General features: G+C 68.5%; 25 protein-coding genes and 4 pseudogenes. 12 read left to right on the forward strand and 17 right to left on the reverse strand.

The window, feature by feature from the left end; genetic code table 11:
- Nucleotides 1-75 precede the first annotated feature (75 nt).
- From FDO69_RS23435 to FDO69_RS23445, 3 genes are all read right to left on the reverse strand, one after another.
- The gene (locus FDO69_RS23435; protein ID WP_170320932.1) at nt 76-879 is read right to left on the reverse strand and encodes a phosphatidate cytidylyltransferase; all 804 of its coding nucleotides are present in this window, start codon (nt 877-879) and stop codon (nt 76-78) included.
- Nucleotides 876-2,633, reverse strand: coding sequence for a histidinol-phosphate aminotransferase family protein (locus FDO69_RS23440; RefSeq protein WP_104781803.1), 1,758 nt, complete (start codon nt 2,631-2,633; stop codon nt 876-878). Before FDO69_RS23440 ends, FDO69_RS23435 begins: the two co-directional genes overlap by 4 nt.
- A 178-nt stretch (nt 2,634-2,811) precedes the next feature.
- The gene (locus FDO69_RS23445) at nt 2,812-3,573 is read right to left on the reverse strand and encodes a class I SAM-dependent methyltransferase (protein WP_104781804.1); all 762 of its coding nucleotides are present in this window, start codon (nt 3,571-3,573) and stop codon (nt 2,812-2,814) included.
- A gap of 261 nt (nt 3,574-3,834) precedes the next feature.
- Between FDO69_RS23445 and FDO69_RS23450 the strand changes: the two are divergent.
- Nucleotides 3,835-4,178, forward strand: a pseudogene (locus FDO69_RS23450) (ATP-binding cassette domain-containing protein); the annotation flags it as partial.
- Nucleotides 4,179-4,341: 163 nt separating this feature from the next.
- On the opposite strand, the gene FDO69_RS23455 reads toward FDO69_RS23450, so the two are convergent.
- The 3 genes from FDO69_RS23455 to FDO69_RS23465 form a co-directional block, all read right to left on the reverse strand.
- A complete protein-coding gene (locus FDO69_RS23455) occupies nt 4,342-5,850 on the reverse strand; it encodes a cryptochrome/photolyase family protein (protein WP_104781805.1) in 1,509 nt (502 codons plus the stop codon).
- A 147-nt stretch (nt 5,851-5,997) separates the two neighbouring features.
- On the reverse strand, nt 5,998-6,162 hold the full coding sequence (locus FDO69_RS41315) for a macro domain-containing protein (protein ID WP_159030641.1): 165 nt from the start codon (nt 6,160-6,162) through the stop codon (nt 5,998-6,000).
- A 95-nt stretch (nt 6,163-6,257) separates the two neighbouring features.
- Nucleotides 6,258-7,193 carry an SDR family oxidoreductase gene (locus FDO69_RS23465; RefSeq protein ID WP_234388045.1) on the reverse strand — a complete coding sequence of 312 codons (936 nt, stop codon included), beginning with the start codon at nt 7,191-7,193 and terminating at the stop codon, nt 6,258-6,260.
- Between the two features lie 1,017 nt (nt 7,194-8,210).
- On the opposite strand from FDO69_RS23465, the gene FDO69_RS23475 reads away from it, so the two are divergent.
- The 3 genes from FDO69_RS23475 (at nt 8,211) to FDO69_RS23490 (ending at nt 10,230) form a co-directional block, all read left to right on the forward strand.
- Complete coding sequence (locus FDO69_RS23475; protein WP_234388046.1) at nt 8,211-8,585, forward strand: SDR family oxidoreductase; 375 nt, start codon at nt 8,211-8,213, stop codon at nt 8,583-8,585.
- A gap of 388 nt (nt 8,586-8,973) precedes the next feature.
- Complete coding sequence (locus tag FDO69_RS23480) at nt 8,974-9,495, forward strand: hypothetical protein (RefSeq protein ID WP_104781807.1); 522 nt, start codon at nt 8,974-8,976, stop codon at nt 9,493-9,495.
- Between the two features lie 318 nt (nt 9,496-9,813).
- Nucleotides 9,814-10,230 (forward strand): aldehyde dehydrogenase family protein, encoded by a 417-nt coding sequence (locus FDO69_RS23490; protein WP_234388047.1) that lies wholly within the window; start codon nt 9,814-9,816, stop codon nt 10,228-10,230.
- Nucleotides 10,231-10,334: 104 nt separating this feature from the next.
- Here FDO69_RS23490 and FDO69_RS23495 read toward each other — a convergent pair whose 3' ends face one another.
- A complete protein-coding gene (locus FDO69_RS23495; protein WP_104781808.1) occupies nt 10,335-11,210 on the reverse strand; it encodes a LysR family transcriptional regulator in 876 nt (291 codons plus the stop codon).
- A 71-nt stretch (nt 11,211-11,281) separates the two neighbouring features.
- Here FDO69_RS23495 and FDO69_RS23500 point away from each other — a divergent pair, with 71 nt between their 5' ends.
- The gene (locus FDO69_RS23500; RefSeq protein ID WP_104781809.1) at nt 11,282-11,650 is read left to right on the forward strand and encodes a nuclear transport factor 2 family protein; all 369 of its coding nucleotides are present in this window, start codon (nt 11,282-11,284) and stop codon (nt 11,648-11,650) included.
- Nucleotides 11,651-11,815: 165 nt separating this feature from the next.
- Here the strand turns inward: FDO69_RS23500 and FDO69_RS23505 are convergent, their stop codons facing one another.
- The gene (locus FDO69_RS23505; protein WP_104781810.1) at nt 11,816-12,781 is read right to left on the reverse strand and encodes a helix-turn-helix transcriptional regulator; all 966 of its coding nucleotides are present in this window, start codon (nt 12,779-12,781) and stop codon (nt 11,816-11,818) included.
- Nucleotides 12,782-12,879: 98 nt separating this feature from the next.
- On the opposite strand from FDO69_RS23505, the gene FDO69_RS23510 reads away from it, so the two are divergent.
- Complete coding sequence (locus FDO69_RS23510; protein WP_104781811.1) at nt 12,880-13,245, forward strand: VOC family protein; 366 nt, start codon at nt 12,880-12,882, stop codon at nt 13,243-13,245.
- Nucleotides 13,246-13,571: 326 nt separating this feature from the next.
- Here FDO69_RS23510 and FDO69_RS23520 read toward each other — a convergent pair whose 3' ends face one another.
- Nucleotides 13,572-13,835 carry a hypothetical protein gene (locus FDO69_RS23520; RefSeq protein WP_234388057.1) on the reverse strand — a complete coding sequence of 88 codons (264 nt, stop codon included), beginning with the start codon at nt 13,833-13,835 and terminating at the stop codon, nt 13,572-13,574.
- Nucleotides 13,836-13,936: 101 nt separating this feature from the next.
- Here FDO69_RS23520 and FDO69_RS23525 point away from each other — a divergent pair, with 101 nt between their 5' ends.
- Nucleotides 13,937-14,830 (forward strand): aminoglycoside phosphotransferase family protein, encoded by an 894-nt coding sequence (locus FDO69_RS23525; protein WP_104781812.1) that lies wholly within the window; start codon nt 13,937-13,939, stop codon nt 14,828-14,830.
- A gap of 169 nt (nt 14,831-14,999) precedes the next feature.
- Nucleotides 15,000-15,161: pseudogene (locus FDO69_RS23530) on the forward strand (IS5/IS1182 family transposase); the annotation flags it as partial.
- Between the two features lie 89 nt (nt 15,162-15,250).
- Here FDO69_RS23530 and FDO69_RS23535 read toward each other — a convergent pair.
- Together FDO69_RS23535 and FDO69_RS23540 are read right to left on the reverse strand one after the other, a co-directional pair.
- The gene (locus FDO69_RS23535) at nt 15,251-15,691 is read right to left on the reverse strand and encodes a hypothetical protein (protein WP_234388048.1); all 441 of its coding nucleotides are present in this window, start codon (nt 15,689-15,691) and stop codon (nt 15,251-15,253) included.
- Nucleotides 15,692-15,966: 275 nt separating this feature from the next.
- Nucleotides 15,967-16,842, reverse strand: a complete 876-nt coding sequence (locus FDO69_RS23540) for an aminoglycoside phosphotransferase family protein (RefSeq protein WP_104781856.1) — start codon at nt 16,840-16,842, stop codon at nt 15,967-15,969.
- A gap of 341 nt (nt 16,843-17,183) precedes the next feature.
- On the opposite strand from FDO69_RS23540, the gene FDO69_RS23545 reads away from it, so the two are divergent.
- Complete coding sequence (locus tag FDO69_RS23545; protein WP_104781813.1) at nt 17,184-17,396, forward strand: hypothetical protein; 213 nt, start codon at nt 17,184-17,186, stop codon at nt 17,394-17,396.
- Between the two features lie 604 nt (nt 17,397-18,000).
- On the opposite strand, the gene FDO69_RS23555 is transcribed toward FDO69_RS23545, so the two are convergent.
- Complete coding sequence (locus FDO69_RS23555) at nt 18,001-18,951, reverse strand: alpha/beta fold hydrolase (RefSeq protein WP_104781814.1); 951 nt, start codon at nt 18,949-18,951, stop codon at nt 18,001-18,003.
- A gap of 142 nt (nt 18,952-19,093) precedes the next feature.
- On the opposite strand from FDO69_RS23555, the gene FDO69_RS23560 reads away from it, so the two are divergent.
- Nucleotides 19,094-19,720, forward strand: coding sequence for a TetR/AcrR family transcriptional regulator (locus FDO69_RS23560; RefSeq protein ID WP_104781815.1), 627 nt, complete (start codon nt 19,094-19,096; stop codon nt 19,718-19,720).
- Nucleotides 19,721-20,049: 329 nt separating this feature from the next.
- On the opposite strand, the gene FDO69_RS23565 is transcribed toward FDO69_RS23560, so the two are convergent.
- Nucleotides 20,050-20,589: a GNAT family N-acetyltransferase gene (locus FDO69_RS23565; RefSeq protein ID WP_104781816.1), complete on the reverse strand. Its 540-nt coding sequence runs from the start codon at nt 20,587-20,589 to the stop codon at nt 20,050-20,052.
- A gap of 754 nt (nt 20,590-21,343) precedes the next feature.
- Here FDO69_RS23565 and FDO69_RS23580 point away from each other — a divergent pair.
- Nucleotides 21,344-21,844: a GNAT family N-acetyltransferase gene (locus FDO69_RS23580; RefSeq protein WP_104781817.1), complete on the forward strand. Its 501-nt coding sequence runs from the start codon at nt 21,344-21,346 to the stop codon at nt 21,842-21,844.
- 92 nt (nt 21,845-21,936) lie between these two features.
- Here FDO69_RS23580 and istB read toward each other — a convergent pair whose 3' ends face one another.
- Complete coding sequence (gene istB / locus FDO69_RS23585; RefSeq protein ID WP_104781818.1) at nt 21,937-22,734, reverse strand: IS21-like element helper ATPase IstB; 798 nt, start codon at nt 22,732-22,734, stop codon at nt 21,937-21,939.
- Here istB and FDO69_RS23590 point away from each other — a divergent pair.
- Nucleotides 22,702-22,923: pseudogene (locus FDO69_RS23590) on the forward strand (transposase); the annotation flags it as partial. The gene istB and the pseudogene FDO69_RS23590 overlap by 33 nt on opposite strands.
- A 30-nt stretch (nt 22,924-22,953) precedes the next feature.
- Here the strand turns inward: FDO69_RS23590 and FDO69_RS23595 are convergent.
- The 3 genes and pseudogenes from FDO69_RS23595 to FDO69_RS23605 form a co-directional block, all read right to left on the reverse strand.
- Entirely contained in the window at nt 22,954-23,565 is a 612-nt protein-coding gene (locus FDO69_RS23595; protein ID WP_420878531.1) for a DUF3885 domain-containing protein, read from the reverse strand.
- Between the two features lie 36 nt (nt 23,566-23,601).
- Nucleotides 23,602-25,181: pseudogene (gene istA / locus FDO69_RS23600) on the reverse strand (IS21 family transposase).
- Nucleotides 25,109-25,927, reverse strand: a complete 819-nt coding sequence (locus tag FDO69_RS23605; RefSeq protein ID WP_234388050.1) for an MBL fold metallo-hydrolase — start codon at nt 25,925-25,927, stop codon at nt 25,109-25,111. The pseudogene istA and the gene FDO69_RS23605 overlap by 73 nt, the downstream one beginning before the upstream one ends.
- Between the last annotated feature and the right edge of the window lie 869 nt (nt 25,928-26,796).

Genomic DNA, 26,796 nt, shown 5'->3' on the forward strand with positions numbered 1-26,796 from the left:
ACCGGCACCGCATCCACCCCGGCAGAGTACGGCCCGGTCGCTTGGCCGCCCCCTCAGCCTCGATCTGCCCGCCGCTCACCCCAGCACCACGGCCACCGCCAACGCCCCGACGAGTGAGTCGATCCGGTCCAGCAGGCCTCCCGCTCCCGCCAACCACCGGCCCGAGTCCTTGACCCCGGCACCGCGCTTGACGAGGGACTCCACCAAGTCACCCGCCGGTCCGCCGACGGCCACCGCGGCCGCCGCCGGCCAACTCCACGCCGACAGCAGCGCGAGTACCGCGAGGCCCGCCGCCGCACCGCACAGCGTGCCGCTCCACCGCTTGGCCGGGGACAGCGGCGACAACCGGGGCCCGCCCAGCCGCCTTCCGGTGAAGTAGGCCACCACGTCGGCGACCGACACGGCAGCGAACAGCGCCAGGCCGAGCGTCCCCAGCGGCACCAACACGGCCAGCACGCCCAGCCAGACCAAGCCGAGCAGACCGGTGCCGAGCCGTCGCAGTCCGTCCTCCGCATCGCCGGCCACCAGCGGTACGGCGACCAGTGCGAGCGCCCCGACGGCGCCCACCCGCCAGACCTGGTCCGGCGCCGATGCCGCGGCGACGACCAACCCCGTGACGGCCGCGGCGAGCACCGCCCGGTCGACGCGCGGGAGTCGAGCCAGCACCCCGAACTCCAGCACCGCGACCACCGCGACGACTCCGGCGAGCAGGGCGATCCCAGGCCGCCCCCACCAGAACGCGGCGGTCACCAGCGGCACACCCACGGCCCACGCACACCACCGGACCAGCAACTCCCGCCGCCGCGACGTCCCCACCGCCACGCCGCTCACCAGCAGGGCGCCGCCCAGCCACGGCACCAGAGCGGCCACCGAGGTCACTGAGCCGCCCCGACGCCCGGCACAGCGCAGGGACGCGCGCGCAGTTCACCGAGGGCGGCCCGGAAGGCGTCCACGATGCGCCCGTTCTCGCCGGTGTCGCGGACCGCTACGCGCACGGTGCGGCCCTCGTAAGCCGACGACAGCGGCGACAGGTCCCGCAGGTACACACCGTGGTGCCGGCACTCCGCGACCAGAGAGGCGGCGCTCGGCCCGCCCCACGGCAGGGTCAGGGAAAGGAAGTTGGCCACCGACTCCTCGACCGTGACCGAGGCGTCCACCGCGGCCAGGTCGGCGGCGAGCCGACGGCGCAGCTCGTGCGTGCGCCGCAGCGCGGTCGCGTAGTACGCCGGGTCGCGCAGTGCCGCCACGGCCGCGAGCTGGGCCGGAAGCCCGACCGCCCAGGGCGGCGTCCACCTGTTCAGCTCCGCCGCCGTACCCGGCTCGGTCACTAGATACGCGGCCCGCACGCCGGACAGGGCATACGTCTTCGACATCGAGGTGCAGACCACCACGCGCGGGTCCCGCGCGGCGAACGGGGCGAGCGACTCGGCGGGATCGACGTAGCCGAGGTACGCCTCGTCGATCCACCACCGCGTCCGGGCCGGGGCAGCGGTGATCACCTCACGCAGCTCGGCGGCCGGTGCATGGCGGCCGGTCGGGTTGTTCGGGTTGACCACGACCACAAGGTCGTACGCCCCGTCGACGACGGCCGCCGACAACCTGACCGGATCGATGCGCCAGCCCTCGTCGCGCCGCAGCCGAAACCGGTCCACGCGGCAGCCGATCACCCGCTCCGTGACATGGGCGTACTCGCCGTACCCGGGGTCCATCAGCAGAACCCGGCTCGTCGATGTCAGCCACCGGCCGAAGGCCCGGAAGATCAGGTCGGAAGAGCCGGCGCCCACCGCGAGCGTCCCCGGGGGCAGGCCGCGGACCGCGGCGACCTCCGCGAGCAAGCCCTCCGCACCGGTCGGTGGTGAGGTGCGGGCGACCCACCCCACGTCCTCGGCGAGGGCGGCGCGCGCCCCGGGGGCCGGTGGGAACCAGGCGTCGAGCACGTCGGCCGCGACCACCTCGTGACGCCGTTCGAGCGTGCGGAAGTCCGTGCCCACCGCGGTGAACGAGGCCCCACCGTGCTCGCAGCCGTCCGGCCGGGGCGCGAACGGCGTGTCCAGCTGCCAGTCCACCCCGGCCGCCAACCGGGCCAGGGTCGCCGCATGCCGCCCTGCGGCACACCGCGACAGTTCCGCCACCTCCCCCGTCAGCACTTCGAAGTCGACCGCCCCGCTGCGGACGGTACGGCCGACGGGACGCAGACCCGCCGCCCGGTACATGCCGACCAGGTCGGCACGGCCCATCGCCACCACCCGCCGCCCGCCCCGGGACGCGATCCAGCGCAGCGCCGCATACATCAGCAGTGCGCCTGCCGCGCCCACCCGCGCGTCGGGCTCGACGGTGAGCAGCCGCACCTCGAAGACGTCGGCCTCGTCGAGGAGCGGGAGCTCCGCCCGGCTCAGGTACTTGTCCAGCCCGTACCGGCCGGCCCACGGCGGCGTCACGCTCACGAACCCGGCACGATCCGCACCCCGTGCCGCGACCAGGTAGACGTTGTCGCCGTCCAGCCCGTCGACCAGCCGCCCCTCGGCATTGGGCACGTGCTGGCCCAACTCCTGCGCGTAGACGCGGTGCCGCAGTTCATGAATCCAGGACATGTCGCCGGCTGTGGCGGAACGCAGACTGAGGGCACGGGCCATCGGAACCTCTTCGTACGGGGACAAGGCGGTCCAGTGTGGCTGCGACCGGCCCGCGGGCAGCAGGGGCGGACAGCTCGGACAGTGTGAGTACGCGTACTCAGGCGCTTCCGCCCGCCGGTGTCCAGGCCGCTGCGGTCCCGTTCCCCGGAACGTTCCGTGCCCTACGCGGCGCGCACCCTCATGCCCGGCGGACCGCGTATCCCAGGTACGTCACGACCGGCCTGCTCTCCGGCTCGAGCACCATGCCGACGAGCTCCGGCAGCTGATCATCGGTCAGCGTGCCCCGCCGGCGCCCGCGCGTCGCGCGCACCAGACTGCGTACGTCGCGCGGCTTGAACGACGAGACGTCCTTTGCGGACAGTCCCGCCCGGTCGAGGGACTCGGCAAGCTCGACGGGGCGGCGCAGCCGGTGAGCGGCGTAGCGGCCCCGGGGCATGATCCGTGTGCTCGGGACGGTCTGGAAGGCGCCGAGGTAGACAAGACGGGACACGGGGGTGCGGTTCACCGTGTCGTAGACGAAAGCACCACCGGGGCGCAGCACGCGTGCCGCCTCCTTGAGGACCGCATCCGGCCGTTCGGTGATCTCGAGGGTGTCGGCGCAGTACACGAGGTCGAAAGAGCTGTCCGCGAGGTCGAGTTCCTCGGCAGGCGTCGTGAGGTACGTGACGCCCAGTCCGCCGTCCGTGTCCAGGGCGAGGGCCGTGGCGGCGGGGGACGGATCGGCTCCCACGGCCTCGAACCCGAGTCGGGCGAGACCGCGGGCCAGAAGGCCGCGCCCGCTGCCGACGACGAGCGCCCGGCTGCCGGCCGCCGCGAGGCTCAGCTCCCCGAGCACGCGCCGCAGGTACTCCATCCGTACGGACTGGAAGGTCACGGCACGGATATGGCGCCCGTCGACGGCCGCGGGCGAGTCGAGTGCGATGTGCGGGGCGGTGGGCATGGCAGGCTCCCTCGACGATCAGGTTCAGGTTCCCACAAGAAACCTCGGCCCTGACGAGTCCCCTCAAGTTCGAGCACCATCTCTCGAAACCGGCACCGGGTCTCGAGCGGCCCCCTGACAGTGCTGTGCAGCGAAAGTGCCGTGCAGCGCGATGAATTGGAGGCCGGGACGGACGTCGAGCGGCGGGTGCGGCCGGCCGGCGAGGAGGGATGAAACTGCGCTGACAGGCCGTTGAACGCGGCGCCCCGCAGACTCCGGGGCATGACGACAACGACCCACATCTCCGCCATCGCCGCCACGGCGCTGCGGAAGTCCTTCGGGAACAAGTCCGTCCTCGACGGCATCGACCTGCACGTGGCAACGGGCACGGTCTCGCCCCCCTGCTCGGCCCGAACGGCGCAGGCAAGACCACCGCCGTCAAGATCCTCTCCACCCTGATCATCGCCGACGCCGGTGACATCCGGGTAGGCGGCCACGACCTCGCCACCGACCCGCGGTCCGTGCGGGCCGCGATCGGTGTCACCGGCCAGTTCTCCGCCGTGGACGGCCCGATCACCGGCGAGGAGAACATGCTCCTCATGGCGGACCTGCACCACCTGCCCAGGTTCCGCGCTGGTTCGGGGCGTGGGTCGCGCGATCGGTGGTGGCCATCACCTGGTCGGTGTTGATCGTTGCGGGTGTGGCCTGCGCGGGTGTCGCGAGCGCCGTGACACCCAGCGCACCCAGCGATCCCGCCACCGCCGCGGACCCCACCGCCACGCGGCCTGGTCACGGCGGCTCGTCCCCTCGGTGCCGCTCCTGGCGCAGCACCTCGTCGAGGTCGCCCAGCCGCTCCAGACCCTGCACCGCGCGCCGCATGCGGGCGTTGCCGGACAACCGGTGCCGGTGCCGGTGCAGAAAAGCCCAGTACCCGGCGGTGAAGGGGCACGCGTGCGGGCCGGTGCGGTCGGTGGGCCGGAAGGCGCAGCCGTCACACAGGTCGCTCATGCGGTGGATGTAGGCGCCCCCGGACGTGTAAGGCTTGGTGGTCATCCGGCCGCCGTCCGCGTACTGGGACATGCCGACCACGTTCGGCACCATCACCCAGTCGTAGCCGTCGACGAAGCAGCGGTGGAACCAGTCGGTGACGGCGGCCGGGTCCCACCCGCGCTGCAGCGCGTGGCTGCCCAGCACCATCAGGCGGGGGATGTGGTGCGTCCATCCGGTGTCCCGGACCTGGGCGAGCGCTTCGGACAGACAGCGGGCGGTGACCGCGTCCGCGTCGAGTTCGCTGAAGTAGGCCGGCAGTCCTCGCGAGTGCCCGAGAGCGTTGCCGTGCCGGTAGTCCTCGCCGAAGTGCCAGTACAGCTGCCAGACGTACTCCCGCCAGCCCGCGACCTGCCGGACGAACCCCTCGGCACTGTTCACCGGGACGGTGCCCTCCCGCCAGGCGCGCTCGGCGCGTTCCACGCACTCGGCGGGGTGCAGCAGCCCCAGATTCATCGAGGACGACAGCAGACTGTGGGCCATCACCGGGTCGCCGGCCAGCATCGCGTCCTCGTACGGTCCGAAGGCGGACAGCCGGTGCGCCACGAAGCGGCGCAGCGCCGACAGGGCCTCGCGCCGGGTGGCGGGGAAGCGGCGGGGGCCGTCCCGACCGACGAACCGCACCCCGTCCTCGCGCTCCCACCGGTCGAGGTCCTGACGCACCTCGGCGTCGATGTCGTCCTCCCGCGGCCGGTACGGTCCGGGCACCTCCAGTGCGGTGGCACCGCGCGGCGGCGGCTCGCGGTTGGCGTGATCGTGGTTGAACCGGCCCCCGGCCGGGCTGCCACCGTCCATCAGCAGGTCGTGCCGCTCACGCACCCAGCGGTAGAAGTTCTCCTGGAGCAGCCGCCGCCCACCGAGCTCCCCGGCCCACCCGGCGAACTCCCCGTGCGCGACGAGGAAGCCTCGGGCGGGCAGAACCCGCACCCCCGGCAAGGAGCGCACCAGCCGCAGCGCCGCGTACGAGGTGGGGTGGCACACGGTCACCGGGGCGTCGTCCACCGCCCGGCGCAGACCCTCGCGATAGGTCTCCGCCCGCACGTAGGTCACGCGCTCACCCAGCTCCGCCGCGCGGTGCCGCATCGCCGAGAGCACCAGGTGGGCCTTGGCGCGGTGAAAACGCCTGCGCCGGAAGACCGACCTCGCTTCGATCATCACCACAGGCGCCCCGTGCTCGGGGCCCTGTTCACCGGCGGGAGTGAGGAAATGCGGGCCGAGCTGGTCGCCGAAGAGCCAGTGCGGGGTGGACATGGCAGGAAGCCTTCCGCCGGGTGGGGCATGCGTACGGGCGATGAGATTTCGCCCCCTGGAGCGGTACCGGATGCGGTCGACGGCCGAGCGTCCCTCGTTCGGGTGCCGGTGCATGAGCGGCCCCAAGCTGCGACGGCGCCCGTCGGATCAAGGCCGAGCGCCGTGGCCGAGGGCATGCCGGTAGGCCAGTTCGTCGTCCTCCCCGAACACGGCGAACACGATGCGGTCGAAACGGCCCAGGTGCGCTTCGAGCCAGTCCGTGACCGTCCGCAGTGCGACCGAGGCGGCCTCGCGCTTGGGGTAACCGAACACGCTCCGGTGCTCACGGCGCAGAAGGCGACGGACCGGCGCCTCAGGCGACCTGCACTGTTCAAAACGTGACACGTGTCGCTCGTCGGTGATGCGGTTCAGCGCCGGGCGGTGCGTACGACGTCGGCGAGGGGCGTGGCGCCGTGGCCGGTGAGGCGGCGCACCGCGTCGCTGACGCCGGCGAGTTCGCCGGACGCGATGGCCGTGTAGGTGGACACCCAGGCGTCCAGCTGCCACGGCGGAACACCGTAGGAGGCACGGGAGGTGTAGGCCTCCTCGATCGTCTCCGGCTGGTAGGTGACGGTGCGTCCGAGCTGCTCGGACAGGATCACGGCCGCTTCGTCCAGCGTCAGGGACTCGGGCCCGGTGAGGTCGTAAGACATGCCCTCGTGGTCCTCCGGGCGCGAGAGCACCGTGGCGGCCGCGTCGGCGATGTCGTCCTGGCCCACGAACGCGGCACGCCCCTGTCCGGCCGGGCCGCGGATGACGCCGTCCTCGCCGACGAGGTCGGGGACGAACTCCGCGTAGAAGTTGTCCCGGAGGAACGTGTACGCCAGGCCGCTCGCCCGGATGTGCTGCTCGGTGTGGAAGTGGTCGCGCGCCAAGGTGAAGGTGGCCTCGGGACCAGCGCCGTAGAAGGAGACGTAGACCAGATGCCGGACACCCGACTCCACGGCGGCGTCCACGAACGCCTTGTGCTGGGCGAGCCGTTCGGCGCTCTCGGAGGCGGACACCATGAACACGGTCCGGATGCCCGCGAGGGCTTCGAGCACAGAGGCCCGGTCGGCGTAGTCGCCGCGTACGGCCACCGCACCGGGAAGCCTCGGGGCACGGTCGGGGCGGCGGACCACCAGTACCTGCGACGTGCCCCGCTCGGCGAGACGCCGGGCGACGCGCCCACCGAGACGGCCGGTGGAGCCGGTGACCGCGACCGCGACCGCGGGAACGCTGGCCGTGGATGCCGTGGATGCCGTGGATGCCGTGGATGCCGCAGGGTTCGTAGATCCCGCGGATCCCATGGGTGGCTCGGACATGACGTGTATGTCTCCTTCCGGTGGTGACGAAGGCGCTCCACCGGGACCCGTCAGGGGTCGATCCGGTCGAGGAGCCGGTCCGCGCCGAGGGCACGGGCAGAGCCCGTTCTGCCAGGTCGGCGGGAACGTCAGGATGGTCGGGGTTGATCCTGACGAGGCGGGCCCGTGGCGTCTGGCGCACCACGTTCTCCATCGGCAGGCGGATCACCCCGGGGGTATTGAACCCGGCACCGATCTCCAGGACGAGCAAGGCGCTGTCCGTGGGTGCGTCGGCGAGCCACCTGGCCAGCCGCTGTCCGGCGGGCAGGTAGGCATCGTCCACGAACTCGGGGCCGACCCGGACGTTCGGAAAGACCTCGGCGCCACAGTTGGGGCAGCGCGGCAGGGCCTGTGGATCGGTCACCCGGCCGGTGTCACGGTCGTAGGCCGCGAGGATAGGGTCGAGGAACGGCTTGCTGGGCCAGGTGTCACGGCCGCAGGGGACGGTGCACTGCAGCCGGCCGTAGTCGCCCTGAGGAGTGAAGACCCGGTCCGGAGCGAAACCGCTGCGGGCGAAGAGGGCATCGACGTTGGACGTCATCACCCGGTGGTCGTGCTCGCCCACCAGGTCCCTCAGCCTGCCGTAGAGAGGGTTGGGGCCCGGGGTGAAGCGGACGTCGTCGATATGGACGGCCCAGTAGCCCCACATCATGTCCTTCGGGAGGGGCGCACCGAGCAGGTAGCGCGAGCGCAGGCCGAGCCGGTGCAGCGCCGGCAGCAGCTCCCTGAAGCGCTCGGTGTCGCCGTAGTCGCAGCCCGCCGCAGCGCTCAGACCGGCGCCGGCCGCGACCAGCACCCGGTCGGCCTCTTTCAGCCACGTGCGGATCGTCTCGCCCGCGTGTGCCGAGATGACACGTCCCGCCGACACCGTCGCCCTTCGCCGCTCTCTCCGTTTCCGCCACGGGGGAGGTGCCCGTTCCTCGCCCCTACGGCCAACGTAGGGCGACACCTGCGGAAATGCCGATAAACTTCTGACTGATGATGGTCAAAATCCGACACGGTCCGTCGAAGAAGATCCCCGAAATCACCCGCATGTTCGCCCTCGGACTGCGCGAGGAACTCAGGGAACACGGCGTCACCGTCACCTGCCTCATGCCCGGGGCCACCGACAGCAACCTCCACGCCAGCGCCGGCATGAACAACACCGCCTTCGGTCCCGGTATGAAGAAGAACAGCCGCAAGGAAGTCGCCCGCCAGGGTTTCCTTGCCCTGATGAACAGACGCGCCGAGGTCGTTGGCGGCGACGCCGCCACCAAGCGCACGGCCATCGAACACCGCTTCCTGCCCGAGACCTACAAGGCCGCCCCCGTCGCGCCACCAAGTCCGAGCCACGTCCTCAGCACTTGTAGGTGAACTGTCCGGGACGCTGATCACTCGGGTCACAGCGGTGAGGTGCCGTCCCTGCCGGCGTTGTCGTGGAAGGTCGGGATGCCTGGCTCCACGACGGTGCTTCGGCGGACTTGTAAGGCAGGGGATGCCGGAGTCGGTGCCTTTTACGCTCGAACAGTTCCCTTGGCCTTGATGAATGAGTCCAGTACTCGCGGCATGGGACTACGGTCGGTGGAAGCTTCTCCCCCCGCCTCTCATGTCCTCCCCAGGCGGGATCGGACAGGTATGAGACGAAGTCTCCTCGCAGGCAGGCGATCAGTCGGGTATGCGGAGCTCGACGTCGGACTGGCAGTGCGGGCAGGCAGGCAGCGGGGTGGGCATACCGTCGGCCGACCGTGGGCAATGCTGAACTATGGCTACGGACGGTGGCGTTGCGGCCGGAGTGCAGGTCTGCTCTCTCAAGGTCGATACACCTCAGCTGGTCTCGCCGGGGACCACGTACAAGATTGTCCGCTTTCCCTTCGGAGCGGCGGAGTCGACGGACCGGTTCGAGATGCACCAGGCCGCCCAGCCGGACGGTTATGTGGTGAGTGACTGGTCGACCGACGACCGGAGCGGCCTGATCTGGCCGTCCAAAGCCGGTTGGGGCCACTTGCACGCGATGATCCAGTGGGAGTCCGCCAGCGGCACGGCCGGCTACACCGAGCTGCGCGACCAGTACGTCCGTGACCCGCTGGGCCTGACGCCGAATCCCAACGACACCACGGCGACCGAGCACCGCACGCCGACGCCCGGCGGCCAGTACTACGTCAAGAACCATGGTGCATTCGTTGTCCCGGGTACTCCGATTGCGCTCCGTGTTACGCACAACGACGCCACCCCGCGTCTGCTGACCCTCGCCGAGTTCAAGCTCGTCATCCACGATGCCGCCTAGGCCGGTGCGTCGGGGCCCCTGGGCAGCGACGACCGACCCGGCCGGGGTGCCCACGATCACCTCGACGCCGGTCACCTCCTGCCCGGCATCCGCCAGTCGACGGTGAGACGATGCTCTTGGAACACCGTGTGCCGGGCATGGGCGAGCTTGTCTTTCGCGGGATCCGGGACGCGGCACGACGTAGCCGGGCGAGCGCTGCATCATGGTCACGTGCTCGGCACGGCCGGCCATCGCCGGCGAGCGGCTTCAGCCCACGACGTCCAGATGGATTTCGCTGCCGAGCGTGAAGTCCTGGCTGGTCAGGCTGTCGATCAGAGCTTGCAGTGTCTGGGCGAGAGCGCCCCCCTGCTGACCGGAGGCAAGCCCGTGCCCGGCGACGGCTACTTCTACCAGCCCACGGTCCTGGGGGACACCGGCCCGGGATTGCCGGCCTTCGACGAGGAGACCTTCGGCCCGCTCGCCGCCATCGCCGTCGCCCGGGACGACGAGGACGCCGTACGGCTCGCGAACGCCACGCCCTACGGGCTCGGCCTGAGTATCTGGACGGCAGACCCGAGCCGTGGCGTCGCCCTCGCCCGCCGTGTCACCAGCGGGGCGGCCTTCGTCAACGCGATCGTCGCCTCGGACCCCCGCCTGCCCTTCGGCGGAACCAAGCGCAGCGGCCACGGCCGTGAGCTGGCCGCCTCCGGTATCCGCGAGTTCACCACCACGCGCACCTACTGGGTCACCGCCTGACCGGAGCACGCCGGAGCAACAACGTACCCGGGGAGCGGCCACACTGGGTCTCGACTGGTCCAGCCCGCGCCGCCACGCGAACCCCCCATTCGACACATGCATACCTAGCCGGCTTGCAGAGCGACGAGGAGCCTGGTTCGCAGTAGCTCCACGGCCGGGGAGTGCTGGCCTCGGCGGGTGATGAGTCCAAGCCGGGCGTGCGTGGCGGCGTCGGTGAGCGGGACAGTCCGCAGGCCGGTGCCCTGTGTCGAGGACGCGCTGAGAACGGCGACGCCGGCACCGCGCTCAGCGAGGCGGAGCAGGGTGACAGGGGAACTGGCGTCGATGTCCACGCGTGGGTCGAGGCCGATCCTGTGGCAGGAGTCCTCGTAGGCGGCGCGAATGCCGGTGCCCGGGGAGAGGCAGAGGATCTTCTCACCCCAGAGGTCGGCGAGGCGCAGTTCCGTCCGGTCGAGAGGGTGCCCGGCCGGGACGACGGTGGTGATCGGCTCGTCGATGACGGTGCCCACTTCCAGGCCTGGGGCGACCTCGCCCGCGTAGCCGATCAGGGCCAGGTCGATAGAGCTGGAGAGGACTTGGGTCTGGAGGTCGTCGGAGTAGCCCTCGTACAGGCTGACCTCGATGCCGGGGTGGGTGCGGCCGAGGTCGGCGACGGTGTCGAGGAAAGCCGGGATCGAGCAGCCCATGATCATGCCGAGACGGACCCGGCCGCGGACGCCATCGGCGAACTCGGCGGCAGTGTGCTGGATGGCCTCGAAAGTAGCGAGGGCGTTCCTCGCAAGAGGGAGAACGGCCTCGCCAACCGGGGTGAGGCGGATTTGACGGCCGGAGCGGTCGAGCAGTTGCTGGCCCAGTTCCAGCTCCAGCTTGGCCACTTGGGTGCTGATGCCGGACTGGCTGACGTGCAGCCGATGGGCGGCGGCGGTGAAGGTGCCCTCGTCCACGACCGCGGCGAAATAACGCAGCTGGTGTACCTCCATACCCAGTGATGATAGATGCTATCTGATCTATCTGTTGGACGGATGGATGGGGGTGGTTGGAGGATGGAGGCATGACCACGACGAAGACTGCGCGAGAGCTCGCCGAGACCTACTTCACCGCCTGGGAGGAGGGCGACTTCGAGGCCTTGCGGGGGTTGCTGGCCGAGGATGTCGACTTCGTCGGTGCGCTGGGAACGGCGTCGGGGGTAGAGGAGGCGCTCGCTGGTCTGAAGGGGCTCGGTCAGATTCTGGAGAAGATCGACGTGAAGGTGCGGGTGACGGAAGGCGATGAAGCGATCACCTGGTTCGACCTGCACACAAGCGTTGCGCCGCCTACACCGACGGCGAACTGGATGCATGTTGAGGACGGGAAGGTCACCCGGATCCGGGTGACCTTTGACCCCCGCGGACTCCTGGCGGGATTCGAGAGGCAGAACTGAACGGGGACGACTGGGCCACCACATTGACCAAGATCAATACACGCCCTGGTAGGAGTTATCCAACGCGGGGTCCCGAACGCCTTCACGTTCGTTCGCTGCCGCACCGAGCAGGCCGATCCGTTCTGTCGGTGTGGGCATCATCGGGCACCGTCTGGTTGGTGCGGGTCAGGACGTTGGTGACGGCGCATAGTGGTGGGCAAGGTCGGTGGCGAGGTCGCGGAGGTGAGCCCTGGCTTCGGCGGGGCCGTGCACCGTGATGGCGCTCCCGAACGGCAGTAGTGCTCGCACGTCCTCCATACGCAGGAAGCGGATCGTCACCTTGTGGCCCGTGGGGGATACTTCCTGGTCGTCCCGGACGAGTCGTTGGCCGAAGATCCGTTGTGCTCGCTCGATCTGGGTCTGGTCGATGGTGGCGCTGACCTCTATCGCGTGGTGGTGTTCCCACTGATCAATGAGCGCTGCAGCGACGGTGGCCAGGGTCTGGTTCTCGCGGATCCGTCGTGGCTGGTCGACTTCTTTCCACGTCATGATCCGTTCGAGTCGGTACATCCGCGGCACTTGGGCACAGTCGGCGACGAGATACCAGATGCCGGCCTTGGCGAACAGCCCGTAGGGATCCACGACCAGGTCGCGGGGACATGACTCGCGTGGGCTGTCGTACTCGATCCGTAGCCGGCGACCTCGCCGCACTGAGCCGATCAGCGAAGCCGGAGTCGTGCCGGAAGCTCGTGCCCGGAGCCAGGGACGGCTGTCCACGTGCACTACGTCGGTGAGCGGCAGGAGCTCAGGACTTCGACGTGACTGTGTGGCGACGATCTTGGCGAGAGCGCGCTCGCTTTCGACCGATGCGTTCAGCTCCGCACGTTGCTTCTCATCCAGCCCGGTGAGCGAGAGATGATCACGCTCGCCCGGCGTGAGTCGCGTGAGGTCGAGCCCGGACCCGGGCACCAGGGTCACGCCTCCGAGGCGGCCCCGTTGTGCGGTCACCGGCAGACCGGCGTCGCGGAGCCAGTTCAGGTCCCGGGTGATGGTTCGAAGGGACACCCCGAGCGCCGAGGCAAGTTCCTGCGTGGTCACGGCATCCCTCGATTCGAGGAGCAGCATCAAGGAGAAGAAGCGGTCGGGGGTCACACCCCAAGTTTTTCAGGAATTGCGACACGATACGGCGCATATCCCGGTCAGGCTGGTGGAGGCGTACCTACGACCTACGACCTACGAGAAGGACAACCATGACCACATCCGTCGTGTCCATCGTCTATGTGAACGACGCTCCCGCCGCAGCTCGCTTCTACGGCGACCTCCTCGACATGAGCCCCTCGTTCGAGACCTCGGGATACATCACCTTCGACCTCGGGCCAGGCGCTGACCTCGCTCTGTGGTCTGGCCAGTTCGAGGACCTGTCACCGGACGTCCCGCGTACCAGTGAGGTTTGCCTGGCCATCGACAGTGGACCCGACGAGCTCAACGCGATCTTCAAGCAGTGGCAGGCCAAGGGCGTCACGATCCTGCACGAGCCTCATGACGCGGGGTTCGGGCTGACCTTCCTCGCAGCCGATCCTGACGGGAACCGTATCCGCGTCGCACCGCAGGGCTGAAAGGCCACCATGCGGCAGGCGCGCACCGCAGGCGTCGCGCCTGCCGTCGTCTTACTTCGAGAGGACGACGAGTCCGCGCAACGCATCACCGACGAACTTGTGAGCATCGGTTTTGTGATCGACCGGCGGACTGTCAGCCGACACCTGATCCGGCTCGGTCTCGGCAGACGCCCCTTCATCGACCCAGGCGGTGAGAGCAACCGGAAGCCGGGGAAGATCACCGCTCGCTGGCCACGTGCCGGACGCAGACGGTACGGACCTCTTTTGGCGCTGGAGGCTGGCGACGCCGACATCCTCAGACCCGCGCACCCACTGGCCGCGAGGGGTCACTGCGCTCCAATGCGCGTCCGGCGGGTGGAAGAGGCCCGGAGCCAGTACGAGCGGGCAGCGACAATCAGTGCAACTCCATAGACGGCGAACGCAGCCATACCGATCCAGGCGACCAGCAGTGCGTCGCTCGAGGAGTGGAAGTCGCCTCGCCGCATCGTCACCACGCCGGCCGTGGCCATGGTCACGTAGCCGATGCCGAACCCCCCGTAGGGAGCCAGCGTAGCGGCGCCGATCAAGGCCGGGGCCAGATGATGTGACATGCCATGCGGGCGCCTTCGCTGATCTCTCACTGTGAAGGGCGCTTGGCTGGATCTTCTGGGAAGCGAGACCCGCTTCGCTTGCCCCAGTACTGTGGCTTCGCATGACCGACTCCGAGATCGAGATCACCGCAGACCTGGTCCGCGAGCTGCTGCAGGAGCAGCATCCAGACCTTGCAGGGTTGGCCATCCGTGAGGTAGAGGGCGGCTGGGGCAACCAGATGTGGCGCCTTGGGGATGAGTTGGCCGTGCGCATGCCGCGCATGGAAGGTGCCTCGGATCTCCTGCGCAAGGAGTGCCGGTGGCTGCCAGTCCTGGCCCCGCGTCTTCCGCTCCCGGTTCCGACCCCTGTCCGGATCGGCGAACCGTCCGCGCACTTTCCGAGGCCGTGGAGCGTTATGACGTGGGTTCGTGGCAAGCCACTGGACTACACCTCGATCAGTCGTGGCGACCACGCGGCCGACACTCTGGCGGGCTTCCTCAGAGCGCTCCATGTGGAGGCACCCGCTGAGGCGCCGGCCAGTTCGGACCGCGGCGGTCACCCCAAGGAGTGCACGGGCGGCTTCGAGGAGTTCTTGCATGCCATCGCCCCCGGCGGATTTTCCGCCGACGTCCGCGACGTCTGGGACGATGCTGTTGCGGCCCCCGAGTGGGAGGGCACGCCGGTATGGCTGCACGGTGACCTCCATCCAGCGAATGTCGTCGTCTCGGACGGGACGCTCTCGGGTGTGATCGATTTCGATGCCATGTTCGCCGGCGATCCGGCGTGGGACCTCGCGGCCGCGTGGCTGCTCCTTCCCGCGGGCGCGAGCTCACGGTTCTTCAAGGTGTATGAGCACGCGGACGAGGCGATGATCCGGCGTGCCCGAGGGTTGGCTGCCATGAAGAGCCTCTTCCTCATCCTCATGGGCCAGAACGGGGAGCAGGGCCTTCTGGGCGGCAAGCCGACCTGGGGACCCGCAGGCCGGGCAGCGCTCGATCGTGTGCTGGCGGCGTGATGCGCGGTGCCAGCCTGAGGTCAGGGAATCGGTGTTGCGGAGCCTGGCCAGCTGAACTGCCTAGTGGGAAAGTGGTCTCCCGGCAGGGAGACCGGGCTGGTCTGGGTGGAGTTGCCGACCGTGAACTTGAGACGATCAGTCCCGGTTGGCCTCGCCGCGGCCGGACCCCGGGAGGCCAGCGGGCTCGAAGAACAAGAAACGGAACACGGTCGAACGGGCTGTCAACCGGCTGAAGCAGCGCCGGGCGGTAGCCACCCGCTACGACAAGCGCCGTTACGTCTACCTCGGCACCGTCACTGCGGCAGCTCTGACGATCTGGCTCCGCACATGATCGACGGGAATGCTCTGTGGCCTGATCCGGCGACGTTCCGCGCTGCCGTAGTCGCGGATCTGCACCTCACTACAGCGATCGAACCCCCGCTATGCGGGGCGGAGGACGGGATCGATCTCTGCCAGGCTTTCGTGCAGCCGACGGGCCCCCCGGGCAACACGATCGTCGGTGTCGCCCGACATCTCCTCGCAGAGCCGTAGCGCCTCGTCCAGGTCGTCCGAGAAGATGCTGAAGACATCGAAGATCGCGGTGCGGATGTAATCGGCGTGGTTGTCATTGGCGACTGCCAGTGCGGACGCGATTATCGTCAGTCCGGCCCTGTCCTTCCGCCGAAGCAAGCCCTCCGCGGTCCGCCGGGTGACGAAGGTGTCACCACTGTCGAGCACAAGCCCCAGCAGCGGCTCAACGGCCTCCGGCATCTCGGCGAACCCTGCCAGGCTGTGACCGGCATCCGCCCGGTCACGCCAGTCGTCGCTTCGCCCGAGTTCGCCAAGCGTCACGACCACCGCGCGCCGCAGGTCACTGTCCACGGATTCGCCCGCCCCTTCCACGATTCCGGTCAAAATATCAGCGAGGCGCCCTACCGGATGATCGCCCGGACAGGCCGTAGTTGCAGCTGAGTCGTGGTGGGGCGCTGGGCGGTCAATCGATGTCAGCCACCGGCGGCAGACGAGTGTAAGCCACACCCGAGGCCCCCGGGTGGGCCAACCGTTACGAGGAGTTCGCCCGGTGCTGAAGAAGAGGGCAGGAAAGGTTGAGCGATGGGTGTTCCCCGGGGGGCGAGGGATAGGGAAACCGGGTGTGCTCACCGGGTCAGAGCAAGCAATTCATCGACCACCGGACCCTCACCACCGTCACCGAGGTGGGCGATGGCCGCAAACGGCGCGATCACCTGGCTCCAGGCGTGGAGCCGGGCGCCGTCGAGCCCGCACGCCTCCGCCACACGCGCGCAGCGGGTCTCGGCGCCCTCCAGCCCGGCTCCGGCTATCACGTAGTCCACAGCGTCGAAGCGCGGGTCGCCGACACACGCTTTCGGATCGATGGCCATGAGACCGCGCTCCGCACCGCCGTCGAGCACGTTGCCCAGGTGAAGGTCACCGTGGAGCAACACGATTGTCCCTTCCGTGGCCAGCAGCCGCTCGCACCGCTGGATGGCCCTGTCCCACGCCGTGACGCCCAACCGTGCACTGATCGCAGGCTCGGACAGTCGCCTGCCAACCCGAGCGAAGGCCTCCTCGCAACGTCCCCGCAGCAGACGCGTCGGCAGCGGAGGCAGAGCGACCCCGTGCAAGGCGGCGAGCAAATCAGACCATTGTCCCGGAAGCGAAGCCGCAGGCAGATCCTCCGCCGGCGTTCCGGGCACGATCTCCTCCAACACCATTGCTCCTGCCTGCTCGTCGACGGCCAGCACCGAAGGCACCCGGCCCGAGGCAGCGAACCACCCCAGCATCCCGACCTGCTCAGCCAGAAGAGCCCGCTCCGGACTGATTTTCAGCACCGCAGGCGTGCCGTCAGGCCAACGGCATCGCAACGCAACCGACGAAGCACCGTCCGGGAGGGACTCCCCGAGCGAAAGTCCCCACTGAGACGTCAGCCGCGCGATGAGATCCGGCGTGTCAGCGCACCATTCAGCGACCTCGGGACCGAATCGACGTACTAACCGCGTAGTGACGCTCTCCACATCCACCATCAGTCGCTTCACACGGGTCAGTTTGCCGCTGACGCGATCTTTGTCCACCGCTTTTCCCTGCTCGTTGCGAACGCGGGCCGACGAACGAATCCGATCAGCGGTCGGCCAAGTCCACATCAGGTGGAGCAAGGCGAAATTGCGTGCCCGAGGGCTCCGCGTAGGGCTTCCGAGCGCTCGTGCAATGGGCTGCGGTCCGCTGCGCGGGTCAAGGCCGCGAATTCAGACGGACAGAAGCGTTTTGCTGCCAACGATCACTGACCGGGCATCCACCTGGGGCCAGTTCAGCTACACAGGGCCTGGACGTTAGTGCCTGATGGGGGAGGGCTGGCCTGATGCTGGTGACGATCAACGTGGCGGTTCTGCTGGCAGTCGTCATCATCTTGCGGCTGCGTCGGCGTACCGAGGCCCGGAGCCGGTTCGACGAGAAGATGACCGTAGTCATCGTGCTGGTCTTCGGCGTGCTGATCGCTCCAACAGCGTTCGGGCAGGGAATCCTCGACGTCGTCGTCCAGCTGGTACAGGGCGTTACCCAGTCGAGCCGCTGAACAACCCGAGGATCTTCGAGGTGGTTGGATCACTCCGGCACGGACGTAATGAATCGCAGTGTGCGAGGCAATTCCAGGTCCTCGTCGTGACCGCCCATCACGCACTCCGAATGCCGGGCAGCCGGACGGGGCGCTGCGGGTAACGGGGGCCGGGGCGGGTGGGGCGCGGCCGGTGCGACTCCGGTAACGGAAGCGATGAAGGTTGTGGCGAGGGTGGCGGGTGCGATGTGGGCGACGGGCATATCGCGGGTGGCGAGGATCGGTGCGAGCAGGGAGCCGCCGTCAATCCCTTAGATTCCGCCCACCATGCCGACGGTCAGGGCGAGTACGGCGAGTCCGGCGGCTGTTTGCTCGGCCGTGTCGGGCCGGGGCGGCAGCCGCAGCCGTCCGATGAGCCCTCGGCCGCGGGCCCGGGAGCCGGGTGGGCGGCGGCGCAACAGCCCTGCCCTGCCAGGCGTCGCGGCCTTCCTCGATAGCGATGGCGGCGATGACGAGGGCAGCGATGGATTGGCCCAGGTTCAGCCGACGGCGGCGTTGAGGACCAGGTCGACCAGGAGCACGGCCCCCTTTGACGCCCCGGGACTGGTTCCGCGTGTCTCACCGGCTACGCGTCGGTGACGTCCCGGGTCGTCGCCGGGCGGAGGGAGTCAATGTCCTCCATGAAACTCAGCATCCGGGCGTTGACGAGGTCGGGGTGGTCGATCTGCGGTCCGTGTCCGGTCGCGGCGACGATCTCGGCGCGGGCGCCGGGAATCACCCGAGGAACGCGTTCGAGCTGACGCTTCGGGTGCACCAGCAGGCTGCGCTTACCCATGATCAGGTAGAACGGCGTCCGTATGGAGCCCAGCTCGGCGTCGGACAGCGGCAGTGGAGCGGGACGGCGTATGCGGAAGGCCTTCACGCCGGCCTGGATCCAGGTGCGCAGATCCGGATCGGATATGACCGGCTGCTCCAGCCACTTGGCCAGGGCCGGGCGCAGCCGTTTGGGAGCGAAGGTGGCGAAAAGGCTGGCGAAGATCCAGACGAAGAAGCGGAGCCCCACCTTCTCCAGCCCGCCCGGGTCAAGGGCGGTGACTGAGGCGAGCCGTTCGGGCCGGCGGTGAACCTGGTTGATGACGAGCCAGCCGCCGTAGGAGGAGCCGACGAGGTGGACCTTGTCGAGGCCGAGGGCGTCGAGGGCCTCGTCCATCCACTGGGCGGCCCGCTCGGGTTGCCACATCGGCTCGCGGTGGATGCTGCGGCCCGGGTCGCCGGGGGTGTCAAGGGCGTAGACGGGGCGGTCGGCGCTGAGCGCGGCCGTGTTGGGGTACCACATCGCGGAGCAGCCGCCCGAGCCGTGGATCAGGACGACCGGCGTGCGGGACTCGGCCGACGGGTCCGCGGGGCCGTACCGGTAGACGTGAGTCGTCCCGAAGCTCGTCTCCACGTCGGTCTCGGAGCGGATCGGTGCGCCCTTCGCGTAGAGCACGTCGGAGGCGGCGAAGTAGCGGTCGCGTAGCTGGTCATTGACGTAGCGGCCTATGTCGCGGCGCGTTGGGGGCGTGTTCTCGGGCATGGGCACCTCCGTGAGATCCACTCTTTGTGATACGACCGTACCATAGTGGTGATACGGCGGTACCATGAAAAGGTGCCATCGAGCCGAACCGGACGGCGAACAGGCAACCCCCCAACCCCAACCACGGCCGGAGACACCACGGATGCCCAAGCGCGTGGACCACGATGAACGCCGCACCCAGATCGCTGAAGCGCTCATCCAGGTCGCAGGGCGGCAGGGCCTGCACGCGGTCGGCATGCGCGACGTCGCCGCCGAGGCGGGCGTCTCACTGCGCCTGGTGCAGTACTACTTCCAGACCAAGGAGAAGCTGCTCTTCCACGGACTCCAACACCTGACCGACCGCTTCACCGCACGCGTTGGCGCCCGCCTCGCAGCCGCCGGCCCCGACCCGGGCCCCCGCGCGACGATCGAGGTACTGCTGCTGGCCTCGCTGCCGACCGACGAGGAGAGCCGAACCTTCCACCTTCTCTACAGCTCCTACTCGATCCTGTCCGTGACCGACGAGGCCCTCGCCGCCCAGCCGTTCATCGACCGACCCGACGCCGCCGAGAACGCCCTTACCGAACTGATCCGGCAGGCACAGGAGACGGGCCGGGCCGATGCTGGAGCCGACGCTCGCACGGAGGCGATCAGCCTGCTTGCCATGACGGCAACCATGGGTACCAGCATCCTCGTCGGGCAGCGGACGCCGGAGTCTGCCATCGCGGCACTCCAGTACCACCTCGACAGGATCTTCAACAGCAGGCAGACCGCGCCCACGGCCCGGTGACTTCCGCTCTTGATCTCACCGGGATCGGCCTGAGGTGCTGTTGAGCTGAGACATCAGCTCGCGGTTGGGGGCCCGAGCGGCTGCCAGATCCTCAATCGCGTTCACGGAGCCGTGAGTTGAGCTCCACAACCTGCTGCTCGAGGTGGGTCATCTTCTCCTCGAGGGCGTCGACATCGTGAGGGCTCCGAGCCCAGCAGCCTGCCAGGCGCCAGCTCACGCTTCCCGTCCTGCCGGATACCGCTCGCGCTAGATCGGATGACGGCACACCTCGTGGCTCAGCTCGGAACGTTGAACGGCCGTCGGCGAGGGACCACATACTCGGAGTGTGCTCAGCTCGGCAGTTTCGCTGTGTAGATCCAATCGAAGCCGTCGTATCCGGGGCCGTCGAGGTGTTCTGCCCGCATCAGGCCGGCACGTACCGCCACGCGCTGCGAGGCAGCGTTGGCCGGCCGGATTCGGGCGATCAGCCGGAGGTCGGGAACGTAGCGAGATACCCAGCCGGTGACTGCGATCGCCGCCTCGCTGGCGAAGCCCTGACCCCATGCCGAGGTGGCGAAACGGTAGAAGAGGTTGAGAACGTTCATGCCATTCAGTTCCATGGGCTTGACCCCGCAGAACCCTAGTGGCGGGGGAGAGTCGTGGCGTCGGACAACCCAGTACCCGTATCCGCTGCTCTGCCATTGGTTGTTCCAGCGCTGATAGAGCTCCTCGGCCTCTTCGGGCCGGGCGAGGGCGTCGGAGGGATTGTGCAGGCAGGTTGCGGGGTCACTGTGGATCGCGAAGATCGCTTCGATGTCGGCTTCGGTCGGACGCCGCAGTGACAGTCGGGCGGTCAACAGCTCTTCGCCTGCCAGGCTCCGGTCACTCATACGGAGATCGTAGAGCCATATCTGACCGCCCTGGAGGAGTATTCGGTCCACTGGCGGATCGGAGAATCGGGCGCGAAGTCGGTTCTCGGTTCGGCACAGGCGTTGCGCCGGCGTATGCATGCGCCGACGGCCGCGTTCCGCTCGCATGGCTGCGGTGGTCGGTACCGTTGCCGGCAGAGTAACGCAGGGCTGCGAACTCTTCTCCGATCCAGTACAGCCGGTATCCGTAGGCAGGCAAGAAGATCACAGGCCGCCACCGGTCGTACTGGGTGGCCTGCGCCATGGCACCACTGCCGGAGCCCCTCGCCTCACCTCATGACATGTGGAACAGGGCATCGTCGAGGGAGTTTCTGGCTTCCGCGTCATTCGGTGCTAGGAGCCGTATGACCGCTTCCACGGGCAAGGTTGGTGACGAGCCCGGGGGTGGCGACGTCGATGGGGTGTCGGAAGATCTGCGCGGCTGTTTCGTGTGCAGCTCTCGGATCTGTCCCTGGCCATAGGTGGGTGAGCATGAGCCTGGCAGCGCCCGCCTGGCTCGCGTACTGGCCGGCCAGTCGTGCGGTCAGCAGATACGGTGCGTCGACGGCCGGCACCTCGTGGACGTACGTGGTGGCCTCGAACGAGTCTTCTGGCTTCAGATGAAAGGGTCCTCTGGCCCCGATGTGCGATCTTCGGGGCCTGCTGTGAACGAGTGGATTGGCCCCACCTCGGTGAGGTGAGGTTCCGGCCCTCGGGGCGTCGGTAGTGTGTCGGCATGCCCTATTCACCGATGCCGCTCCGACTCGATACCGCTCGGATGACGTTGCGTCAGTGGACCGAGCCCGATATCGACGCCCATCGCGCGCTCGTCGCCGAACGGGGTGGTGGCATGCCATCGGTCGAGGACAACCGGCGGATGATCGAGGATCAGCGCGCTGCGTCGGCACTGACAGGGATTGCTCTGCTGCCCGTCATCCGCCGCGATGTGGGCGACTTCATCGGGTATTGCGGGCTCACTGTCGGTCGGGCTTCCGTTGACGAGCCGGAGGTCGCCTATGAGCTGTTCCGGCGTGTGCACGGACAGGGCTATGCCACCGAGGCTGCGTCCGCGGTGCTCGATGCGGCGATCGCGACTGGGCGGAAACGACTCTGGGCGACGGTGCGTCCTTGGAACGCCCCGTCGTTTCGCGTCCTCGAAAAGCTTGGGTTCGAGCGCGACCGCGTCTCGACCGAAGACAGTGGCGAACTGGTGTGGCTCACACGCACGCTGCCGTAGGACACATTTCGCTCGATGCGACCGCCCCGGCGGACCGGATCACCCCAGACCGAGACCAGGTCGGCTGGGATAGGTCGGGAGGCTGCGGCGGCCTACTGGCGGGCTTTGGTGTGGGCGAGGCGGTAGGAGTCGCTGCCGGTCTCGATGATGTTGCCGCCGAAGGTGAGGCGGTCCACGATGGCCGCGCAGAGCCTGGGGTCGGTGAAGGTCTTGGTCCACGAGGAGAACGACTCGTTGGAGGCGATCGCCACGCTGTTCTTCTCCTCACGCTCCGTCAGGACCTGGAACAGTAGTTCGGCTCCGCGTCGGTCCAGCTCCATATAGCCGAGCTCGTCAATACAGAGGAGATCGACCCGTCCGTAGCGGGCGATGGTCTTGGTCAGCAGCTTCTCGTCGGCGGCCTCCACGAGTTCGTTGACCAGTTTCGTGGCAAGCACGTACTTGACCCGGAAGCCGGCCATCGCGGCCTCGGTGCCCAGCGCGATCAGCAGGTGTGACTTGCCGGTGCCGCTGTCGCCGATCAGACACAGCGGGAGCCCCTTGCGGACCCACTCGCAGGAGGCCAGGGTGTGGATGGCAGCCGGGTCGATGGCAGGGTTCGCGTCGAACTCGAAGGTGCGCAGTGCCTTCTCCCGGGGGAAGCCCGCGGCTTTGATACGGCGCTCGGAGCGGCGGCGGTTGCGGTCGTCGCACTCGGCCATCAGCAGCTCGGCCAGGAACCCGCGGTAGGTCATCTGGTCGCGGGCCGCGGCGTCGGCGAGCTCGGAGAACTGGCCGCGCATGGTGGGCAGCCGCAGGTTGCGGCAGGCGGCGTCGATGGCCGCGTCGGCAGCCGGTTCGGTCAGGGCGACCACCTCCGTCGGTGGCTCCGCAAGCGTGGCATCCGCCATCGCATTGCCCGCAAGGGCGTCGAATCTTCTCAGCGGCTCGGCCGCCACCGTTGGGTGGTCGAGAGGACGGTCTCCTGGCTGGCCGGCTGCCGCCGACTCCACCGCCGCTACGAGCGCAAAGCCGAGCACTTCCTCGCCTTCGTGGGGATGGCGGCGGTGCTCATCTGCTTCCGTCGCCTGATTACCTGAGGCATCGTGGTGGGCGGTGATCCGGGCTGGTCAGAGACCCGACGGATGGCTGGAAAGCCACTCAGCGTGCCGATCGCGCATGCGGTCTCGTTCCTCGGACGTGGCCAGGAAGACGTCGGCGCCACCGTCATAGGGGTGGTGGATGCGCTGCATCCGGGTGTCGGTGATGAGGACTCCCGCCACTTTGTCGTCGGCGATGTCTCGGAGCAACTCGTCGATGCAGCCACGCTGCCAGGGCCGACGGGCGGCGGAGAGGTGGCAGTACGTGCGGAACTCAGGGTCAGGATCGTCCTCCACCAGCAGACTCTGCCAATACCCCACGGTGGGTTGGAATGACGGAACCTCGGCCTCGGTCGCCCAGACGGGAGTGATCACGTACACGTCCGCACCAGCGAACAACTCATCGAGGATGGTGTTGTAACGCTCCAGGACAACGGTGCACTCGGTCTCGTCCACCGCGTACCGCTTCGACTCGGGCAGGCTGTGAAAGCGCACCCAGACATCCCGATAGGGATCCCGAAGCTTGTACCCAACCGGAGGGCAACTGGGCCAACGCTGCTGCCATAGTTCCGTCAAAGCCACCTGTGCGCTTCCAGACACCCGCCGCACCCACCCTCTCGTACATGGACCTACCGCGACCATGATGTCGGGCGCCCACCCACCAAGAGAAACGACTTCTTAGCTGGTGGGGCGCTCGGCCGGTGGCCGGGTGTGACGAAGCAGTTGGTCGTAGGCGGCCACCGAGGGCAGCGGGCGCGAGTCGGGCGGCAGCGCGGCCAGACGGCGTGCGGCCAGCGACACCACGGGGGAGGCGATCCGCCCCGGTGTCGCCTGCGGGCCGGCCTCGCCGGGGGTGTCGCGTTCGGCGACTCGGCGTGCTTCCAGGGCCACCGCGTCCGAGGTCAGGGCCCCGGCCCGCAGGGCGGCGGCGATTCCGGCGACGACGTGGTCGTGGCTCATGTGCCGGTGCAGCAGCAGGACCTCGATCAGGGCGCGGGTGCCGACCGCGTCACCGTGTGCGCGGCGGGTGGCCTCCCACCAGGCGTCGTGCACCGGGGTGAACTTCCCCGCCGCCCGGGCCTGGTCCAGCGCGGTGGCGCCGGGCAGTGCTCCGGGTTTGCGCAGCAGCCCTTCCAGATAGTGGTCCAGGTCCAGGCGGCTGCCGCCGCGGGTGGCCAGGCGCTCGTGCCGGGCGACTTCGGTGCGGCCGTCGTAGACCATCAGTTCGCTGGCGTGCAGCAGGACGCGGACCTGACGGCCGATCAGCCGTACCGGCACCGAATAGTGGTTCATCCGCACGGTGATCTGCGCGTAGCGGTCCACTCGCGGTGTCAGGAGCCTGCCGGTCTCGAAGTGATCCTCGGGCATCGCCTGCAGCAGGGGTTTCTCGATGGCGAAGTACTCACCGACAGTGCGAGGGCGTTCGCCGATCCGGCGCTGGTCGTCCTGCTTGTCCCACGCGTCGATCTGGGCGTTGAGCTCGGCCAGGCTGGTGACGTCGGGGACCAGGACCAGGTGGTTGCGGCGGAACCGGCCGACCTCACCTTCGACACCGCCCTTCTCGTGGGCGCCGTCGATGCCCGGCGCACAGTAGAAGACCTCCAGGCCGGCCCAGGAACGGAAGGCCGTCCAGCGGTCGGTCTCCACCCGGGCGCGGGTGAAGCCGAGGACCCGGGCGACCGCGGAGGTCAGGTTGTCGTAGCGAACTTTCCCACGCGGGACGCCTCCCAGCACTTCAAACGCGTGGAAGTGGCCTTCGAAGAAGGCTTCCTGCCCCTGCGAGAGGAAGATGCGGTGGACGGCCGCCCCGGAGAAGGACGGCCGGAAACGAACACATAGCACAGGGTGCGCACGCCGTTGAGGGTGATGTAGACATCGCCGAAGTCGACCTCGGCCTCCTCACCGGGCCGGTGGGTCTGCGGAATGAACACCGCGGGCGGGCCGCGGCCCTCCTCGACCCATATCTCAGGCTTGCGGCGCCTGATGTAGTCCCGTACCCGGCCGTAGGAGACGTCCTCCATGCTGTGCTCGTCCACCAGCCGTTCGAAGACCCGCTTGGCGGTGTGCCGCTGCTTTCGCGGAGCGTCCAGGTCGGCGCGCAGGATCGAGTCGATCAGATGCTTGTACGGGTCGAGGACCGACGCGCGTGGCGGCATCGGCTTACGCGCAGTCGGCCACGGCGAGGTCAGAGCCTCGCGGACCAGTCGCCGGTGTACCCCGTAGCGGCGAGAGAGTTCGCGGATCGACAGCTTCTCCATACGCGAGTCCCGACGGATCGCGGCGAAGAGCTCAACCTTGGATCTCGGGCCATCCATCCGGGGCCCCCTGACTGTCGGAGCACATCGATGCTCCCACCGCAAGACCGCCCCTGATGCCACTTCTGACGAACACTCATTTCACGATCAGGCCCAAGGGGCCAGGGGCCACCGGACTCGTTCATCTGGGGCCAGAGAAGCCGTTCATGGCCATACGTGGCTTCCGACAACAGCAGGTCAGCACCTTCAGCGAGGCGCAGGATGTCGCGGCTTGGACCCGTGTCGCCGGTATAGGCGAGTACAGCGTCCGGCGTGGTCAGTCGGATGCCGGCGTTGGGCACGAAGTGCGGCAGGAGCCAGGTGTCGGTTTCGAACGGCCCGATGTCGAACCGGTCGCCAGGTTGGAACTCGCGAAGGCGGTACGCCTCGGCGAGCATGCTCGGTTTGTCGAGTGCGAGTACAGCATCGGCGGCGCCGTGGGGCGCGTACACCGGCAGTGATGGCGGTGGCGTGTCACTCAGACCTCGGGCGCGCAGCAGAGGGTTGAGGTCTGCGCAGTGGTCTGGATGCCCGTGGCTGATCAGCACGGCATCAATGGAGTCGACGGTCCTGTGCTCGAGCAGGCGTGGCAGCGTGGCGTACCCGGGGTCGATGAGCAGGCGGAAACCCGCGTACTCGACGAGGTAGCCGCTGCATGCCTGAACTGCGGTGGGCCACGCCCCGCAGCCGCCGAGAACGGTCAGTTGCATGCCAAAGGACACTAGCTGCCATGCCGTGGTCGTGAGCAGGGATTTTCAGGGCATGGGAGCGGAGATGATCGAGACGTCGGTGACAGGGCTTTGTGGAAGCTGTTTCGACGTCTGGTCCCGTCTGCTCCAATGCGGCTGCAGGGTGGGGGCCGGTGCTGGTTCAGGGACCGCGAGGTTCTCGCGACGATCGTCTTCATGGCCACGACGGGCTGAACTTGGCGGCAGCACGGTCGACCGCGAGGGGGAGGCCGGGGCGGTGTGGCTCGCCGAACCGCCCGGGGTGTGCGCAACCGGGCGCGGAGGTGGGGGGCTTGTGCAAGTTCGGCCTGGTGGATTTCGGCGTTGTGTGTGAGGGCTGGGCGGGTTGTGTCGTGTGTTTGGCCGTCGCGTGCCGGGGGGGTGTCCTCTTTCAGGGCGCGTGATGGTCCCCTTTTTCGACGGGTGGTGTCCTGGCTGGGGGGTGGTTGTGGTGTGTCGGGATACTTTGGCATGTTGGGGTGTTGGGGTGTTGGTGGGGTGGTTATTTTTGGTGTATGCGGGTTCTTGTGGCTGGTGGGGCGGGGTTTATCGGGTCGGGGTTTGTTCGGGGTTTGTTCGGGGTTTGTTTGCGGGTTCGGGTTGGGGTGGGGGTGGTGTGGGTTTTGGGGTGACGGTTCTTGACGGGCTTTCTTGTGCGGGGAGGGTTGCGGGGTTGGGTCAGGTGTCGGGTCGTCCTGGTTATTGAGGCACGGTGCGTGGTATTCCCCTGGGTTTTGGCATGGTGGTTGCGGAGTTTGGCTGCCGGCTGTGGGTGGGGTTCACCCGGGGGTGGGGGCGGACGGGGTTGCTTGGTATTGGGACAGCTGTTCGTGGTGGGGGGCCGCTGGGCG

Source organism: Streptomyces tibetensis, from assembly GCF_007655005.1.
Lineage (GTDB): Bacteria > Actinomycetota > Actinomycetes > Streptomycetales > Streptomycetaceae > Streptomyces > Streptomyces tibetensis.